This is a genomic window from Fictibacillus nanhaiensis (genome assembly GCF_036213205.1).
GTDB lineage: Bacteria > Bacillota > Bacilli > Bacillales > Fictibacillaceae > Fictibacillus > Fictibacillus nanhaiensis_E.
The window spans coordinates 237,966-254,783 of record NZ_JARMFC010000001.1 but is presented as its reverse complement, the minus strand read 5'-3'; the positions used below and the strand labels follow the sequence as shown (position 1 = coordinate 254,783).

Below are 16,818 nucleotides of genomic sequence, written 5' to 3'. Positions count from 1 at the left end.
AGGAGGCTGTACTATGCAACAACAAAATCCAAATCCAATGCAGAATCAACAACCGACCTACCAAACACCGCCACAAGTAATCACTGGAAAAGATTTGAATTATGTAAAAGACATGTTGTCATGGAACTTGCTAGGTATGAAAAAGGCACACTTTATGGCTGGACAATGTCAGGATCAAGAAATAAGAGCGGTACTTGAGAAAGCTTGTCAAATGCATGAAAATCACTATAAACGGATTATTACCCATATTTCTGGTCTACCAGAAATGATGAACCAGTCAACACCTGGTTTGAAAAATTAGGAGGGAAATTAGTAAATGAATCAAAATAATAAAATTCAAAATCCGGAAACGGTGGTTGCCAAGACACCTCAGATGAATGATCGAGATTATATCAACGATGTTCTATCATATGAAAAATATATGACAGATTCTTATTCAACTGCATTAAATGAGGCTAGTCACAATGCACTATATCAAGATTTGCTTGCTATATTTAACGAAACACAGAATATGCAGAGAGAACTTTATAACATGATGTTTAAAAAGGGTTGGTACGCACTTGAGTCTGAGGATACTCAAAAAGTTCAACAAACGTATCAACAATTTTCTAATTATATGAACCAATTCCCTCATCAAGGATCAACTCATTAATTTCATAACTTTAAAAAAACTGCCCTCAAAAAACTTTTGAGAGCAGTTCTTTCTATGCACTGATAGAATGGGAAGAATCTACTTTTGGTTCTGGAACAAACATAAGGATCGTAATACCTATGATAAACAGAACGACAAGACTAAACACAGCACTAGCGGAATTTCCGGTAACTTGAGCGGTTACAGCTATTAACAACGGCCCCATAATAGAGGCGAACTTGCCAAAAATATTATAAAAGCCAAAGAATTCGTTCGAGTTTTCTTTCGGTACTAGTTTAGCGAAATACGCACGGCTCAGCGCTTGTATTCCACCTTGAGAAGTAGCGACTAGCATGGCTAAAATCCAAAAGTCCATTGTTGTTTTTAAGAAGTAAGCATAAATACACACGATGATGTAGACCACAATTCCAACGTAAAGCATCTTCTTACCTGTAAATCTCTCTGCTAATCTTCCGTATAGAATGGCAAACGGGGCAGCGACCACTTGTGTTACAAAAAGGATGATTAAAAGATTAGTAGAACTGATTCCAAGATCTGAACCATAAGCGGTGGACATCGTTATGATGGTCCCGACGCCATCGATATAAAAGAAATAGGCGAGCAGAAATAAAAACAGAGCTCGATACTTTCTGATTTCTTTCATTGTTTTCCCTAAACGTTTAAAGCTGTTGATCAGAGGTTTAGGCTCTCGTTCAATACCGTACTTCTGATAAACGTTCTTCAGCATAGGAATCGTAAAAACTCCCCACCATATCGCAGTAATCAAAAATGCAATCTTACTAGCTAAAGTAGTTGAGATCGGCAGAACTTCATTTTGTGCCAACACAATAATTGCGATACTGATTAAAAAAGGTATCGTACTTCCGATATACCCTAATCCAAAACCTCTTGAAGACACTCTGTTCATTCTTTCTTCCGTTGTTACATCGGTTATAAAAGCATCATAAAAGACATTGGATCCGCTAGAACCGATAGCAGTCAATGTATAAAAAATTAATAATAAGTGCCATTGATCACTTGGAATAAAAGCTAAAGAAGCGGTAGAAATAACACCAAGTGCCACAAAGAAAGTGAAGAAGCGTTTCTTTAATCCTTTGTAATCAGCGATCGTTCCTAAAACAGGACTCAGCATCGCTAAAATAAACGTGGCAATCGCGATGGTATATCCCAAATAGGCTGTAGAATCTGATGAACTGACACCTGCATTTGTTGCAGCTGCTTTAAAGAACAAAGGAAATACAGCTGTTGAGATAATAATAGAATACGCTGAGTTTGCCCAATCATAGTACATCCAGCTATTCTCTTCTTTCGTAAACCGTTTCATAGGTTTTGTCCTCTCTCTACTAGAATTTTAGTAAAAAACTAGTGGGTTAAAAAATCTTGTACGACTTTACCATCCGTTTTTCCTAAATCTAGACCTAATAGTTTAGCAAACGTTGGCCCTTCATCAATTAAATGCATGGAAGGAACTACAACATTTCTTTTTATCCCTTTACCTGCTAATAACAGAATAGTGGTGTAGTCTTCTTTTTGTGGAGAATAACCATGACAAGCATGCGTGTAACGTTTTGCCCTCACATCTTGATCTGTAATGTGGTTTAGAAAAGAGCCTTCATGATCCTCGTTAAAATAAAAACCTCGTTTCGCTTCTACCATAAACACACAACGATCATCAGCACCTGTTGCAGCCGCTTGTTCTTGATTGTAGATTTTTTCAATACCATTTTTCTTATCAATCCATAAGTGGTTCAGAAGCTTTTTTAATACCTCCTTTGTTTGTAAATCAGATGAATCCTTAAGGTAAATATATGCTGATCCATCACAACTTTTGCAATAGGCTTTCCAATTTTGTATTGTGCCTTTTGAATCAGTGTCTATTAATTGATGTTCCTTAAATACCACATTCAGTTTAATAGCTTTGCTCTCATCGAGTGCGCTATGATCTCCTAATACAGCGATCGTCGTTTCTTCATAGATACCGGCTTTCTGTAAGGATTCGATAATTTTGCCAAGTCTGTCGTCATGTCTCTTAATCGCATCCATCGCTTCACCAGAAGAAAAGCCATGGTAGTGCCGCTGTGAATCTAAATCCACAAAATGCACAAGCAATAGCTGAGGTTTTTTATTTTTAATCGTATGTATTGTGGATTCTAAAACAAAATCATCAAGCTCAGGCTGGTTCAAACCACTACGCAGATGTCCAAATCGACGGTTCATATCAAGTTGATATCTTTTACTTCCGTTTAAGAGAGAAACAGGAATCTGGTGGTGCCACTTTCGGTTTGCAAAGATCTCAGGCATATTGTAATCGATGTTCGCTCTTGCAGTCACTGGCCAAAGAAGAGCACCGGTAGTCATACCTGCTTTTTTAGCTTCATCGTATAAAGTAGTTCCTTTAATATGTTTTCTGTGCCAATACCAATCAGGCGAAGCTTTCCCTGGCTGTGTTAACGTGTTGTTAACAATTCCGTGGTTTTTTGGATACCTCCCTGTAACGATTGAAGTATGACATGGATACGTTACAGAGGGATAGATGGTCTCTACTTTTTTGCAATGAGAGCCTCGATTTAAAAATTCTTTAAAATGCGGAAGCTGCTCTAACGTAGGAAAATCAAGGGAAGAAAGACAGTCAAAAGAGATGACAACTAAATGATTGGTTAGACGGGACATAATACTCCTCCAAAAGTTGCTAAGATTAACCATTCTAAATTAAATGATAGCATAAGGGAATATAACGCGTGTAAAGTCTGTGTGTGAATTATAAAAAAACATACCATTCCCTTTCCAAACTTTGTAAGTTATGTTATGAATGAATTATCTCATTATATAGCGGGTGATGAAGTGATCAAATGGTGGTTAGGTGTTGTAGTGATGTTTTTTATCACAACTGGGGTAATTCTTTACGTCTTCACGATGGATTATGCTTCTGAAAAAGCGATGATAGAAATCACAAAAGAATTAAAGTCGAATGAAGATGAGATCACGAAACTTCTAGAAGACCCAGAAATTAGAAAGTACATAGAAACAGGGAAGCCTCCAAAGCAGAAGTTACCATTTACTACAAAAAATGATGCTGTTCAATTCATCTCTGAGAGATACACGATTCAAGAATTAGCTTCCATTAGAGAGAAGGTAAGTAAAGGCTTGAATGAGGATGAAAAGCTAGCTGTATATGAAAAGCTGTTAGAAAAAGTAACGGATAATGAGCTGATGGCGCTTAAAGTAGTCGCTTTAAAAGAGATAAAGAAAAAATAAAAAAAGCCCCCACAGGGCTTTTTTCTATGCCATTAAAACGATACTCTAATCTTCCCATCAACTTTTGAAATATGATAGCCCTCAAATTCACCAGTTTTAACTTGAATCTCTTTCCCTGTTTTAATGACTTCTTGAATCTGATCTTTAATCGTAGGGTGCATATCGTATAAAACCTCTACGTTTTCGATAGAAGCCATATTGATACCCGTGCTAAAACTCATAATCATTTGATCTGTAGAATTATCAAACATAACAAAACAATCGCTATCTTCAATCGCATAAAGAGTGGCATTATGTTTCTTTGCGATGGCTACTAGATGTTTTAAGTTCTCATGTGTATCATCCATTAAGCTAACATATGTGTAGTCACCGATGATTTTAGTTTCTGGTAACTTCGTTTGTGCTTGCTCTTCTTTTGGTTTTGCCTCCACATTTTTTGTCTGTGGTTGTACAGCAGACTTTGTTTTAGGTTGTGTTGTTTGAATTTTATTTTCTTTAGGCTTATCGGAAATCTGTGGCTGTTCTACTTTTTCTTTTACAACTTGTTTTTGAACTATTTTTTCAGGTTGAACAGGAACGTTCACTTTCGATGCGGCTACCTGTTTTTTATTTTCTTCAACAGCATTTTCTTTTAGTGTAAGGTCTTCATTTAATCGCTCTGGAGTAACTACCTCATGTTTAAGAGGAGCGTTTTGTTCGGTTGCTCTTACTTTGCTCTCAAATTCGATATCATTTAATACCCCGATTGTTAGTAATGCTGTTGCTGTAAAAATGACCGTGCGTTTTTTGAATTTCAATGTTATGTCCTCCTCATTATCTTGTTATTTATTAGACGAAAGAAGGACTAATATGGTTTCACTAATATTACAGAAATATTTCATAAATGTTACAAAGTACATTTTCCTATAAAAAAACTTGAACCTTAAAGGGGATTCTAGGGATAGAAAGAAGTCATATAATACGTCGGTGTGAGGGGGAATAAGGCGAGCATACTATCTTTACATATTTATGAAAGCGCATTCAAAGTATATTGTCTTCACATTTATTTCATTGGAGGGGATTATGTTTATGCTAGGCATGGAAGATGGACTTATCGCATTTGTATGGGTAGCTACCGTAGTTTCAGCATTAGGGTGTGTTGTCTTTGGTGGAATCATGTGGAACAGAGGAGGCGATGACTCAAAATGAATTTTGCAGTTCTCATTCCGATTCTTCTTGTATATATGAGTATCATGTCTTTGTTGGCATATTATGGATATAAAAAGACGGTAACAGAGTCAGATTATTTAGTAGGCGGGAGAAATATTCATCCTGCGATCATGGCATTATCATACGGAGCAACTTTTATTAGTACGTCTGCCATTGTTGGTTTTGGTGGTGTGTCAGCAGCTCATGGATTTAGCTTATTATGGCTAGCTTTTCTGAACATCGTACTAGGCATATTTGTCGCTTTTGCCATTTTTGGAACGAAAATTAGAAAACTTTCTCTAGATCTAAATGCTACAACTTTTCCTACTTTGTTAGGGAAAAGGTATGACTCCAAATTTATCACAGTGTTTTCGGGTGCTATGATCTTTATTTTAATGCCAGCGTATACAAGCATCGTTTTGATCGGTGGAGGAAGATTTCTTCAAGAGTCACTTTCGATGAATTTTAACCTCGCTCTTATCCTATTGGCTGCAATCATTGGGATCTATGTCGTAACAGGTGGAATTAAAGCCGTAATGTATACCGACGCGTTCGGAGCGGTTGTTATGTTAATCGGTATGGCTATTTTCCTATTCGTCACCTATCAAGCAGTAGGAGGCATTATGGAGGGGCATGACGGATTAACCGCGATGAAAAATCTAGTTCCTCAAGTTCTTGTTGATCAAGGCCATCAAGGTTGGACGAGCATGCCTGAATTCGGATCTCCGCTTTGGTGGACCATTGTAAGTACCATAATTATGGGAGTTGGAATAGGTGTTCTAGCGCAGCCTCAACTTGCTATGAGATGCATGACTGTAAAAGATGATCGAGCACTTTACCGATCTGTATTAGTCGGTGGGGTTTTTATCTTTTTTATGACAGGTGCAGCATTTGTGATCGGCCCGTTAAGTAATCTATACTTTTATGAGAAAACAGGGGAGATCGCGTTAACAGCCGCAAAGGGCAACGTTGATCTTATCATTCCAATCTTTATAAACCAAATCATGCCTGAATGGTTTATTTATCTCTTTACACTCACCTTATTATCCGCAACAATCTCCACGATAAGTTCACTAATTCATGTACAAGCAACGGCTTTTGGTCAAGATATTTTAAAAACACTCGGTGTAAAATCTCTATTTGGTTCTAAGCTTAACCCTTCGAGAATCGGTGTGCTTATTGGAGTGATTGCTGCAGTGATATTAGCTTATTTGCTTCCCGCTGGAATCATCGCCCAAGCGACTGCTTTTTGGTTTGGTATTTGTGCGGCAGGATTCATGCCAGCTCTGATTGGAGCACTATATTGGAAAAGAGCTACGAAGACTGCAGCTACAGCAAGTATGATCGTTGGTTTTTCTGTCAGTATTATCGGTTTCTTATTCATACACCTTAAAGAATCTGCTGCTATTGGATTATCACAGGCTTGGTTCGGAAAAGCAGCCATATTTCCTTTTCCATGGACACATATAGATCCTCTTTTCTATGCCTTACCTTTGTCTTCAGCCGTATTTATTATCGTTAGCTTACTCGATAAAAGAACTAGCTTTACACAGAAAAAAGAAAAAGAACCGATAATTTCAGCTGTATCTAAATAAAAATTTTAGAAGTAAATTCATTTAAATTGAAGAAGTATGAACCTCCATTATTTGTTGCAAACTAGGAACAGATTAAGGAGGTTTTTTTTCATGGAACAAGTAAAAGTCATTATAATGAAATTTATTGTGTGCCTTATCGCATTTTGGATCGGACTCGATCTGTTCTTTGACGCTTCGCTCAGTGATATTGTTTCTTTTGCGGTTACGACGACTGCAATCACATATATTGTAGCGGACCGTATTTTGTTACCGAGAATAGGTAAGAACAACACGTTGATGGCGGAATTTATTCTAGCGTATGTAGTGGTCTGGATTTTTGGGTCGATTCTTTTAAATGGCTACATGCAGATTGCGTGGGGAAGTGTAATCGCAGCGGGTATTATTACCGCTACTGAAGTTTTTGTTCATCAATACTTATTAAAGCATATGCCTTCAAAAACAAGAGAGAAAACCCAAAGGCAACAAAGAAGATTCAGACCAGGTTTTCGTTATGCAACAGAATTTGCTGAAGAACAAGATCCAAGGGATAACAAGAAAAATGATTAAAGTTCTATTGTAGAACTTGTCCAAAAAAGTACCTTGAGACACTAGTCCCACGGTACTTTTTGTTATCTATTTTGTTTCTTAACACCGCGTGAAGTCGCTACTTTTCTAATCCATACACCATTCGTATTCGGGTTGATCGTACGACCCAACGTATTCGGTTGCTGTTCGCCAGCAATCGTATCTGTGACGCTGTTAATGTGTATGGTAATGGGTGTAATAATCGTACTCTGTTCGATTCTAGAATTACAGATATTAACAGTCGTAAGATTTTTATTTCCATTTAAAATATCTTTTGCGATCCATGTGTTGTCTTTAACGATTGGTTTTTGAAAGTTCCCCATATGCATTCATCCTTTTTAAACAAAACTCATGGAACATAAAGCTCCATTTATATAGTGTATGCATGCTTTTAGAATGGGGAAAGGCTCAAGGAATTATTTGTGACAAATGAAGTGCAAAATATGCGCATGCACAATTTCTTTTCAATAAAAAATCCCTTGCCGGTTCGTTCTCAAGGGATTTAGAAGTTCTTATATATGGTGGAGACTAGCGGGATCGAACCGCTGACCTTTTGGCTGCCAGCCAAACGCTCTCCCAGCTGAGCTAAGCCCCCGAATCTTACTGACATACAAAAGTATATAATTATTCTGAAAATGGAGCAAGTCCTTTTTGGATAAATTTGCATACCTTCTTCTGTAACTTCAAATAATGATTAAGATACATAAAATTAGAACTTAAAGATTCTAATTCTCTTCTAAATGACACTTTCACAAAAAGATATAAGTCTTTTTTACCTTAAAAGTAATGTCGATAAAATTGGTATAGACAACTAGTCCTAGTAGTTACAAGGACTTAAGTTCTGTTTTGTCTCCATGCGACAGGAACCGCTTTTTTTCTACCGAAAAGTGACAAAGAAAGAAAGCGCTACCAAATTTCAAGGAGGTTAGTAATGTGAAAACATCAATAAACATTCGGTATGTTCTTTTGATTGCCCTATTGATCATTCCTATGTTTGCTGGAGTTGGGAAGGCTGAAGGTGTGTCAGCCAAACATAAAAGAAATGAAGGCTTAATGATTGCTCAAAATATGCCGCAACTAAATAAGCATATTAACGGCGATACAGTAGATTTAGCAGCATTGATAACAAGTGAAGATGGAACATATGTCGAAGTGACAAATCATTTAATATGGAAATCCCTTAATAAAAAAGTTGCCTCTGTAAACAGTGATGGCCATGTAAGCTTAAACGGTAAGAATGGTACAACAATCATCATAGTAACAGATGGTAAGTCGTTCGACAAAATCGGAATACGTGTTAAAAACGGAAAGGCAGAATTTTTAAAACAAAAACATTCAAAATATGACTTGATCACAAAAGCGATAAAGTCTATGACAGTTAAAGAAAAGATAGGACAAATGTTGATGCCGGATTTCCGTAATTGGAATGGGCAACCTGTAACAGAAATGAATGATGAGATTAGAGAACTTGTAAAAAAATATCACCTCGGTGGGGTTATTCTATTTAGGGAAAATGTAGTAACTACAGAACAAACAGTCAGATTAGTTGATGAATATAAAAAAGCAAATGAAGAGTACGGATTATTAGTTTCAATCGACCAAGAAGGTGGAATTGTGACACGTTTGCAGAGCGGTACCGATTTCCCAGGAAATATGGCGCTTGGTGCCACAAGATCATCGGAGATGGCGGAATCTGTCGGACATGCCATTGGATCAGAGCTTCATTCTTTAGGGATTAATATGAACCTTGCTCCTGTCTTGGATGTTAACAACAATCCAGATAATCCCGTCATTGGAGTACGTTCATTTGGTGAAGATCCACAGTTAGTCGCTGATTTAGGCACCGCTTATACAAAAGGATTACAAGATTCAGGTATGGCTGCCACTGCTAAACACTTTCCAGGTCATGGAGACACGGCAGTTGATTCCCATTTAGGTCTGCCTTCTGTTCCACATGACAAAGAAAGGTTATTAGAAGTTGAGCTATATCCTTTTCAGCAAGCGATGGATGAAGGTATCGATGCAATTATGACAGCACATGTTACCTTTCCTAAAATTGATCCGACAACTGTTATTTCAAAGAAAGACGGAACTGAAATAGCTCTTCCTGCAACTTTGTCACATGAAGTCTTAACGAACTTAATGAGAAACGAAATGGGCTTTAATGGTGTTATTTCTACAGATGCACTAAATATGAAAGCCATAGCCGATCATTTTGGTGCAGTTGATGCAGTAATTCGTGCAGTAAATGCTGGAACAGATATCATATTAATGCCAGTGGGATTAGAAGAAGTCGCAAACGGTTTATATGAGGCAGTCGATAATGGTGAAATTACAGAAAAAAGATTGAACCAATCTGTCGAGCGTCTATTGACGTTAAAAGCGAATCGAGGTATTTACAAACAAGTAAATGAGACACCAGTTGAAGAAAAAATTGATCATGCAGAGAAAGTGGTTGGAAACCAAGATCATAAGGCTTTAGAAAATGAAGTGGCGAGAAAGTCAATAACACTCGTAAAGAACGATAATCTTTTACCGGTTAATAAGAACGAGGTTAATTCGTTAGTGGTTATAGGCAACACTTATATTGAAAACCTTCAAAAAGCGTTAGCTTCTCACCACTCATCGGTCGAGTTGATTAAAGCAGATAAACCATTAAATGCAGAACAGTTGGAAAAAGTAAAAGATGCCGACCTCGTTGTACTCGGAACCTATACGTTTAACGTGGCTGGACGCTCACCGTCTTCACCTCAAATGCAGATGATCAATCAAGTTATGGATACAGCACCAGATAAAACAACAGCTGTAGGTATAAGAAATCCTTATGATATTATGGCGTTCCCTGAAGTTACAGCTTATCTTACACAATACAGCTTCAGAGATGCGAGCTTTAGGGCAGCAGCAGAAACCATTTTCGGAATGAACAATCCTTCAGGTAAGCTGCCTGTTACGATCTATGAAGATGGTTTAGAACAGATTCTATATCCGTTTGGTCATGGAGAAAGCTACTAATAGGAGGAGAATAGACAATGAGAAAATGGGGAATTTTTTTAGCGCTATTGATGTTATTTTCTTTTATGCTGCCAGGTGCTCAAGCTTCGAACCACAACGGTTTTGATCATAAGACAAGATTTAAAACAGGCTTAGAACAACTCTTGAGTCATGAAATGAAGGTATTAAAAGGCAAGAAGGTCGGTTTAATCACGAACCCGACAGGAGTAGATCGTAACTTGAACAGTATCGTTGACGTTTTATACAATCATCCAGATGTAGAGCTAAAAGCATTGTATGGACCTGAACACGGAGTACGAGGAAGCGCTCAAGCTGGAGAATATGTTGAATTTTATAACGATCCAAAAACAGGTCTTCCTGTATATAGTTTGTACGGAGCCACGAAAAAGCCAACTCCTGAGATGCTTGAAGGTATCGATGTTTTAGTGTTTGATATTCAAGATGTAGGTACACGTTTCTATACGTATATTTACACGATGGCTTATGCGATGGAAGCAGCAAAAGAGAACGATATACCATTTGTCGTACTCGATCGTCCGAATCCACTAGGAGGTAAAGAAGTAGAAGGGCCAGTATTAGATCCTGCGTATTCTTCATTTGTTGGTCTCTATCCTATTCCGTTAAAACATGGAATGACTGTAGGAGAGTTGGCAAAATTATTTAACAAAGAGTTTGATATTGATGCAGATTTAAAAGTGGTAGAAATGAAAGGATGGAAGAGATCCTGGAGCTATGAAGACAGTGGGCTCCAATGGGTGTTGCCTTCTCCTAACATGCCAACAAAGGATACTGCACTTGTGTATCCTGGAAGTGCGCTGATTGAAGGGACAAATGTATCAGAAGGTCGCGGGACGACTAAGCCGTTTGAATTGATCGGTGCTCCATTTATTAACGGAGATCAACTAGCTGAGAAATTAAATAAAGAAGCTCTGCCTGGCGTTACATTTAGAGCGGCTTCGTTTACACCTGCTTCATCTAAGCATGCTGGAAAGCTATCTCACGGAGTAGAGATTCATGTGAAGGATGAAAGGTTATTCCAGCCTGTGCTTACTGGAATCACGCTTGTAAAAAGCATTCATGACCTTTACCCAAACGAGTTTGAATTTAGGGCAGAAGACAGTAGAGGGATCTCTTTCTTCGATCTATTAGCCGGAAACGGATGGGTTCGAGAATATATTGAGACAGGACGAACTGTAGATGAAATCGTTTCTAGATATAATCAAGAACTTGAGGATTTTAAAGATTTAAGAAAAAAATATTTGTTGTATTAAGTGTGAGAAAGAGCTAAGGCGTTTCTTTAGCCTTAGCTTTTTATTTGAATTTTCTGACTGGTATAGACAACTAGTCATAAGAATGTTAGGCTAGGCATAAAGTGTTAAAGGGGAGTGGACATGAAACCTAATATATTACTAGTTGGAAATTTGATTAACGAAGAAGGACAGCTTGTTAAAAACGGATATCTGTGGATTCAAAAAGATAAGATTCACCATGTTGGTCCTACAAACCCTTTTTCACCAGATGCAGAAGTTACAAGATATGACTTGCCTCAGGACTGTATCATCCTCCCTGGTATGATTGATATTCATATTCATGGTGCTGCTGGAGCAGATTTTATGGACGGAACGCAAGAAGCGCTAGAGATTGTTGCAAAACATCTCCCAGCAGAAGGAACGACATCCTTTTTAGCAACAACGATGACAGAAGACACTCCTGTTATTCATAAAGCACTGAATGCTGCTGCAAATTTCATAAAACAATCTCAGTGTTCAACCGCTGAAATGATTGGCATTCATCTTGAAGGACCTTTTATTTCCCACAAACGAGCTGGCGCGCAGCCTAAGTCTTTCATTCTGAAGCCTGATGTACATCATTTTAAAGAATTTCAAAAATCGGCTAGTGATCTTATTAAACTCGTTACGCTAGCGCCTGAAATGGATGGTGGATTAGAGCTTACAAAGTACTTATCATCTCAAAATGTGATTGCGTCGATCGGTCATAGTGATAGTTCTTTTTTGGAAGTGAAAAAGGGAATCGAATCAGGTGTTTCTCATGTCACTCATTTATTTAACGGAATGCGTGGCATGCATCATCGAGATCCAGGCGTTGCAGGTGCCGCTCTTTTACAGGATGAATTGAAGGTTGAGATGATCGTTGATGGTGTTCATGCTAGTCCAGAGATGATTCGTCTGGCTTATCAATCTACTGGTTCGGAACGTACTATTTTGATTACAGATTCGATGAGAGCAAAAGGTCTAGGAGAAGGAACTTATACACTTGGTGGTCAGCTCGTAACTGTAAAAGCTGATGAAGCTAGATTAATTGACGGAACTCTAGCAGGAAGTATTTTGCCGATGAACGTCGCTGTGAAAAATATGATGGATTATACGCATTGCTCTTGGTCGGATATTGTGAAAATGACGAGTGAGAATGCTGCAAAAGAGCTACAGATCTTTGAACAAAAAGGAAGTCTTTCGGTGGGTAAAGACGCCGATATTACGGTGTTTACCGAGGAATGCGATGTACTTATGACATTTTGTCGAGGCGAACTTATGTATCATCGAAAGGGGGAACGTGTTTGAGATTAATTAAAGTTTCCGACGAAGATGAGCTTGGAAGAATGGCAGCTGAATATGTGTTTTCAAAAATAAAGAGTTCAGAAAGAATTGTACTTGGCCTTGCAACAGGTAGGACACCTTTAGGCATGTACCGACACCTTTCAAAATATAGTAAAGAGTATAAGCAGTCCTATTCTCATGTGCACACTGTAAACCTTGACGAATATGTCGGATCGAGTGCTTATCATAATTACATGCAACAAAACTTTTTTGACCATATCGGAATCCATAAGAATCAAACTCATCTCCCAGATGGTATCGCCGTTGACCTTGAGAAAGAATGCACTCGGTATGAAGAAGTGATTCAACAACTGGGTGGTATTGATCTACAGGTGCTCGGTATTGGAGAGAACGGGCATATTGGTTTTAATGAACCTGGTACAGATTTTAATTCTCGCACGCATGTAGTGAAGTTAACAGACTCCACATTAAGCGCGAATGCTAAATATTTTACACAAGAGAAGCAGCCCCAAAAAGCCATTACGATGGGAATCAGCACGATACTTGAGAGTAAAGAAATTCTACTTCTTGCTTCTGGTGAAAAAAAAGCAAGGGCATTAAAAGAATTATTTCAAGGTATCCTGAATTCCGATATACCAGCGACAGCTCTCAATCAACATCCTAACGTTACTGTGTTAGCTGACGAAGGTGCGAGGAGTCTTTTAGAAGAGGAGAGTTAAGTATTTTTATGATAGATAAAACATCACCAATGCCACTTTACTTTCAGATCGAAGAAGCGATTAAGCAAAAAATCGATAAAGGCGAATGGGAATCTGAAACCATGATACCCTCTGAAAGAGAGTTTGCTCTAAGCTATGAAGTAAGCCGCATGACAGTTCGGCAGGCTATCAATAATCTTGTAAATGATGGCTATTTAACTCGTAGAAAAGGAAAAGGAACGTTTGTAGCTGAGAAAAAAATAGAGCAAAAGCTTCTAGGTCTTACAAGCTTTACAGAAGACATGAAGTCACGAGGCTATAAGCCCGCATCTAGACTCATATCTTTTCAAAAAACAATCGCTGAACACAGAGTAGCAAAAGCACTTGAAATCGAAGAAAACCAAGAAATCTATGAGATTAAACGTGTTCGCCTTGCAAATGAAATACCAATGGCGTTCGAGACGACTTACGTTCCCGTGGATCTTCTTGAATTAAATGAATCACATATAAAAGAAGGTTCTTTGTATTCTGAAGTTGAGAATGCAGGCTTTGTAATAGATTATGCGACACAAAGTTTAGAAGCGTCCATTTCGCGTGAAGCGGAAAGCGAGATACTTGAGATTACTAAAGGCGCAGCAGTTCTTCTTATCAAGAGACAAACCTATTTAACGACAGGTAGGCCACTTGAACTTGTTCAGTCTGTGTATCGAGGCGATCGCTACAAATTTATGATCGATATGAAACGCTGATCATAAGCGTTTTATATAAAAATGAAAGCGTTTACTAAAAGGGGGAAGAAGCATGGGGAAAGAGCAGCAAATGGCTCAAGGTATCATCGAAAAACTTGGAGGTTCTTCAAACATCCAATCGTTGATGCACTGTATGACGAGAATTCGGGTTAATTTACACGACCCGTCAAAGGCAGATCTAAAAGGTCTTAAAGAAGTAGATGGTGTGTTGGGTGTCGTTGAAGATGATACACTGCAGATCATTGTCGGACCTGGTATCGTTAATCGCGTCACGCTTGCGATGAGCGAGGAAACGGGTATGAACATCCAATCTGTTGATGAGACGGATCCTATGGACCTCGAACAGATTGCCCGGATGAATAAGGATGCTATCAACAAGAAGAATGCAACACCTTTCAAACAGTTTTTACGCAAGATCGCTAGCATCTTTATTCCGCTGATTCCAGCAATCGTAGCGTCTGGTTTAATAGCTGGATTTTCAAACGTAGCTGTAAGAAGTGGTGCTGACCCAGAATCTTCAATCATGCAGATGCTCAGCTTAATTGGATGGGGTGTATTTAGTTACCTAGCTGTGTTTGTTGGTATAAATACTGCCAAAGAATTCGGTGGAACTCCAGCATTAGGTGGAGCAGCAGGTATTTTGCTTATTAACCCGGGTCTTGCGAATATTACCCTCTTTGGAGATCCACTTGTAGTAGGACGTGGTGGATTGATTGGTGTAATGCTTGCCGCGGTTTTAATCGCCTTTTTGGAAAAGCGTATTAGAAAGTTTGTACACCCTTCAATTGATATTATTGTTACGCCAACATTGGCCTTATTAATTACAGGCTTTGCTACGCTATTTGTTCTTCAGCCAGTAGGCGGATTTTTGTCAGATTTAATTACTAAAGGTTTGTTGAATTTAATTGATATTGGCGGTATTTTCTCTGGACTTATCTTAGCAGGAACATTCCTTCCATTGGTTGTAACAGGATTGCATCAAGGTTTAACACCAGTGCATATGGAGCTTATTAATACGATCGGTGATGATCCATTATTACCGATTCTAGCCATGGGTGGTGCAGGGCAAGTTGGTGCGGCTTTTGCGATCTACTTTAAGACAAAGAACCAACGTCTTCGTAAAGTTATCAAAGGTGGATTACCTGTAGGTATGCTTGGAATCGGTGAACCGCTAATCTTTGGTGTTACCCTTCCGCTCGGGCGGCCGTTCTTAACAGCATGTCTAGGAGCAGCAGTTGGTGGAGCGTTCCAGGCATTCTATGAAGTTGCTACGATTGCCATCGGTGTGTCAGGCATTCCACTCGTATTCCTTGTAAACGCAAATGAAATGGTTCTCTATTTAGTAGGTTTAGTAATTGCTTATTTCTTCGGATTCTTATTCACATGGACGTTTGGATTTAAAGAGAGTATGGCAAAAGACATCTAACGAATCAGGAGTGAACGTTTTGTGTTATGGGATTTCAATTTACCTGAGTGAATCAGACACTTTTAATAAAAACTGGATGGAGAAAGCCGCTAAAAGTGGCTTTCAATACATCTTTACTTCTCTTCATATTCCTGAAGAAAAAGATGTGGATTACGTTAAACAAATTAAATGGTTAGGGAAAACGGCTCAAATGTTTCATATGGAAGTAATGGCTGATGTATCACCGGCTTCTCTTGAGCGGTTGGGTTTATCTTTCTCTGAACTGCCGTCCTTAACAGACTGGGGCATTTCGGGTATCAGGATGGATTATGGGTTTACAGCCAAGCAGATCGCTTGGCTGTCTCACCACCTGAAAGTTGGCCTGAACGCAAGTACCATTGACGAAGAACAGCTTAAGAAGTTGATAGATGAGGGGCTTCAACCGAATCAAACAGAGGCTTGGCACAACTTTTATCCAAAACCGTTTACAGGTATCTCAAAGCAATCTCTTTATGAGAGAAATGCTCTGTTTCATCGGTTTGGAATCAAAACGATGGGATTTATTCAAGGTGATGAAAAATTACGCGGACCTCTTCATTTAGGGCTTCCTACAATTGAGAATCACAGACATGTATCACCAGCACTTGCTGCATTGGAACTACAAGAAATGAATACGGACAAAATCTGTGTAGGAGATTTAAACCTGACGAACAAAACTTTGCAAGAGTTAAAGTTTTTAATGGAAGGTACTGTCCCTCTTTATGCCGATTTGAACAAAGGATACGAGACATTCGATAACAAGGTTCATACGAATAGAATGGATGCTGCAGAGTATGTGGTCAGGTCCGTTGAGTCACGACATCAGCCTTCTCATTTTCAACCAGAAGCTCATGAATTAGATGTATTTAATGAAGGAACGATAACGGTTGAAAACGAGTTATATGGTAGATATGCGGGCGAACTTCAGATTTGTTTAGAAGATATTCCTGCTGATTCAAAAACGAATGTAGCGGGTCGTGTTAATAAAGAGAGTTTGTCACTGATGAAGAAAGTTGGAAGTGGCAAGAAATTTGTGTTACTGACTTCTTCCGTGAAATAAATAACAACCATAATAAAGGAGATCA

The 16,818-nt window shown here is 38.5% G+C and carries 17 protein-coding genes and 1 tRNA gene; 13 read left to right on the top strand and 5 right to left on the bottom strand.

Translation table 11 applies throughout. From position 1 onward, the window contains the following. Positions 1–13: 13 nt before the first annotated feature. Together P4V41_RS01240 and P4V41_RS01235 are read left to right on the top strand one after the other, a co-directional pair. The gene (locus P4V41_RS01240) at positions 14–301 is read left to right on the top strand and encodes a hypothetical protein (RefSeq protein ID WP_328083047.1); all 288 of its coding nucleotides are present in this window, start codon (positions 14–16) and stop codon (positions 299–301) included. 15 nt (positions 302–316) lie between these two features. After that, entirely contained in the window at positions 317–652 is a 336-nt protein-coding gene (locus P4V41_RS01235) for a spore coat protein (RefSeq protein WP_328083046.1), read from the top strand. 52 nt (positions 653–704) lie between these two features. Here P4V41_RS01235 and P4V41_RS01230 read toward each other — a convergent pair whose 3' ends face one another. Then, complete coding sequence (locus P4V41_RS01230; RefSeq protein WP_328083045.1) at positions 705–1,976, bottom strand: MFS transporter; 1,272 nt, start codon at positions 1,974–1,976, stop codon at positions 705–707. Positions 1,977–2,014: 38 nt separating this feature from the next. Further along, positions 2,015–3,322, bottom strand: coding sequence for an ectonucleotide pyrophosphatase/phosphodiesterase (locus P4V41_RS01225; protein ID WP_419181275.1), 1,308 nt, complete (start codon positions 3,320–3,322; stop codon positions 2,015–2,017). 135 nt (positions 3,323–3,457) lie between these two features. On the opposite strand from P4V41_RS01225, the gene P4V41_RS01220 reads away from it, so the two are divergent. Then, entirely contained in the window at positions 3,458–3,907 is a 450-nt protein-coding gene (locus tag P4V41_RS01220) for a hypothetical protein (RefSeq protein WP_328083044.1), read from the top strand. Positions 3,908–3,939: 32 nt separating this feature from the next. Here the strand turns inward: P4V41_RS01220 and P4V41_RS01215 are convergent, their stop codons facing one another. After that, positions 3,940–4,704, bottom strand: a complete 765-nt coding sequence (locus P4V41_RS01215) for a hypothetical protein (protein WP_328083043.1) — start codon at positions 4,702–4,704, stop codon at positions 3,940–3,942. A gap of 265 nt (positions 4,705–4,969) precedes the next feature. On the opposite strand from P4V41_RS01215, the gene P4V41_RS01210 reads away from it, so the two are divergent. The 3 genes from P4V41_RS01210 to P4V41_RS01200 all read left to right on the top strand — a co-directional run bounded on the left by P4V41_RS01210 (position 4,970) and on the right by P4V41_RS01200 (position 7,236). Next, the gene (locus P4V41_RS01210) at positions 4,970–5,095 is read left to right on the top strand and encodes a symporter small accessory protein (RefSeq protein WP_328083042.1); all 126 of its coding nucleotides are present in this window, start codon (positions 4,970–4,972) and stop codon (positions 5,093–5,095) included. Next, the gene (locus P4V41_RS01205) at positions 5,092–6,690 is read left to right on the top strand and encodes a sodium:solute symporter family protein (protein WP_328083041.1); all 1,599 of its coding nucleotides are present in this window, start codon (positions 5,092–5,094) and stop codon (positions 6,688–6,690) included. The genes P4V41_RS01210 and P4V41_RS01205 overlap by 4 nt, the downstream gene beginning before the upstream one ends. Positions 6,691–6,780: 90 nt before the next feature. Next, positions 6,781–7,236, top strand: coding sequence for a YndM family protein (locus P4V41_RS01200; protein WP_328083040.1), 456 nt, complete (start codon positions 6,781–6,783; stop codon positions 7,234–7,236). A gap of 62 nt (positions 7,237–7,298) precedes the next feature. Here P4V41_RS01200 and P4V41_RS01195 read toward each other — a convergent pair whose 3' ends face one another. Together P4V41_RS01195 and P4V41_RS01190 are read right to left on the bottom strand one after the other, a co-directional pair. Beyond that, on the bottom strand, positions 7,299–7,577 hold the full coding sequence (locus P4V41_RS01195; RefSeq protein ID WP_328083039.1) for a hypothetical protein: 279 nt from the start codon (positions 7,575–7,577) through the stop codon (positions 7,299–7,301). 196 nt (positions 7,578–7,773) lie between these two features. Further along, positions 7,774–7,849, bottom strand: a tRNA-Ala gene (locus P4V41_RS01190). 395 nt (positions 7,850–8,244) lie between these two features. Between P4V41_RS01190 and nagZ the strand changes: the two genes are divergently transcribed. The 7 genes from nagZ to P4V41_RS01155 all read left to right on the top strand — a co-directional run bounded on the left by nagZ (position 8,245) and on the right by P4V41_RS01155 (position 16,793). Further along, on the top strand, positions 8,245–10,266 hold the full coding sequence (nagZ, locus tag P4V41_RS01185; protein WP_328083457.1) for a beta-N-acetylhexosaminidase: 2,022 nt from the start codon (positions 8,245–8,247) through the stop codon (positions 10,264–10,266). A 17-nt stretch (positions 10,267–10,283) separates the two neighbouring features. Then, on the top strand, positions 10,284–11,537 hold the full coding sequence (locus P4V41_RS01180; RefSeq protein WP_328083038.1) for a DUF1343 domain-containing protein: 1,254 nt from the start codon (positions 10,284–10,286) through the stop codon (positions 11,535–11,537). 120 nt (positions 11,538–11,657) lie between these two features. Then, positions 11,658–12,845, top strand: a complete 1,188-nt coding sequence (nagA, locus tag P4V41_RS01175) for an N-acetylglucosamine-6-phosphate deacetylase (protein WP_328083037.1) — start codon at positions 11,658–11,660, stop codon at positions 12,843–12,845. Continuing rightward, positions 12,842–13,561, top strand: coding sequence for a glucosamine-6-phosphate deaminase (nagB, locus tag P4V41_RS01170; RefSeq protein WP_328083036.1), 720 nt, complete (start codon positions 12,842–12,844; stop codon positions 13,559–13,561). The genes nagA and nagB overlap by 4 nt, the downstream gene beginning before the upstream one ends. A gap of 8 nt (positions 13,562–13,569) precedes the next feature. Further along, positions 13,570–14,289 (top strand): GntR family transcriptional regulator, encoded by a 720-nt coding sequence (locus P4V41_RS01165; protein ID WP_328083035.1) that lies wholly within the window; start codon positions 13,570–13,572, stop codon positions 14,287–14,289. A gap of 52 nt (positions 14,290–14,341) precedes the next feature. Further along, on the top strand, positions 14,342–15,715 hold the full coding sequence (locus tag P4V41_RS01160; RefSeq protein WP_328083034.1) for a PTS transporter subunit EIIC: 1,374 nt from the start codon (positions 14,342–14,344) through the stop codon (positions 15,713–15,715). A gap of 19 nt (positions 15,716–15,734) precedes the next feature. Beyond that, entirely contained in the window at positions 15,735–16,793 is a 1,059-nt protein-coding gene (locus P4V41_RS01155) for a DUF871 domain-containing protein (protein ID WP_328083033.1), read from the top strand. Positions 16,794–16,818 lie beyond the last annotated feature (25 nt).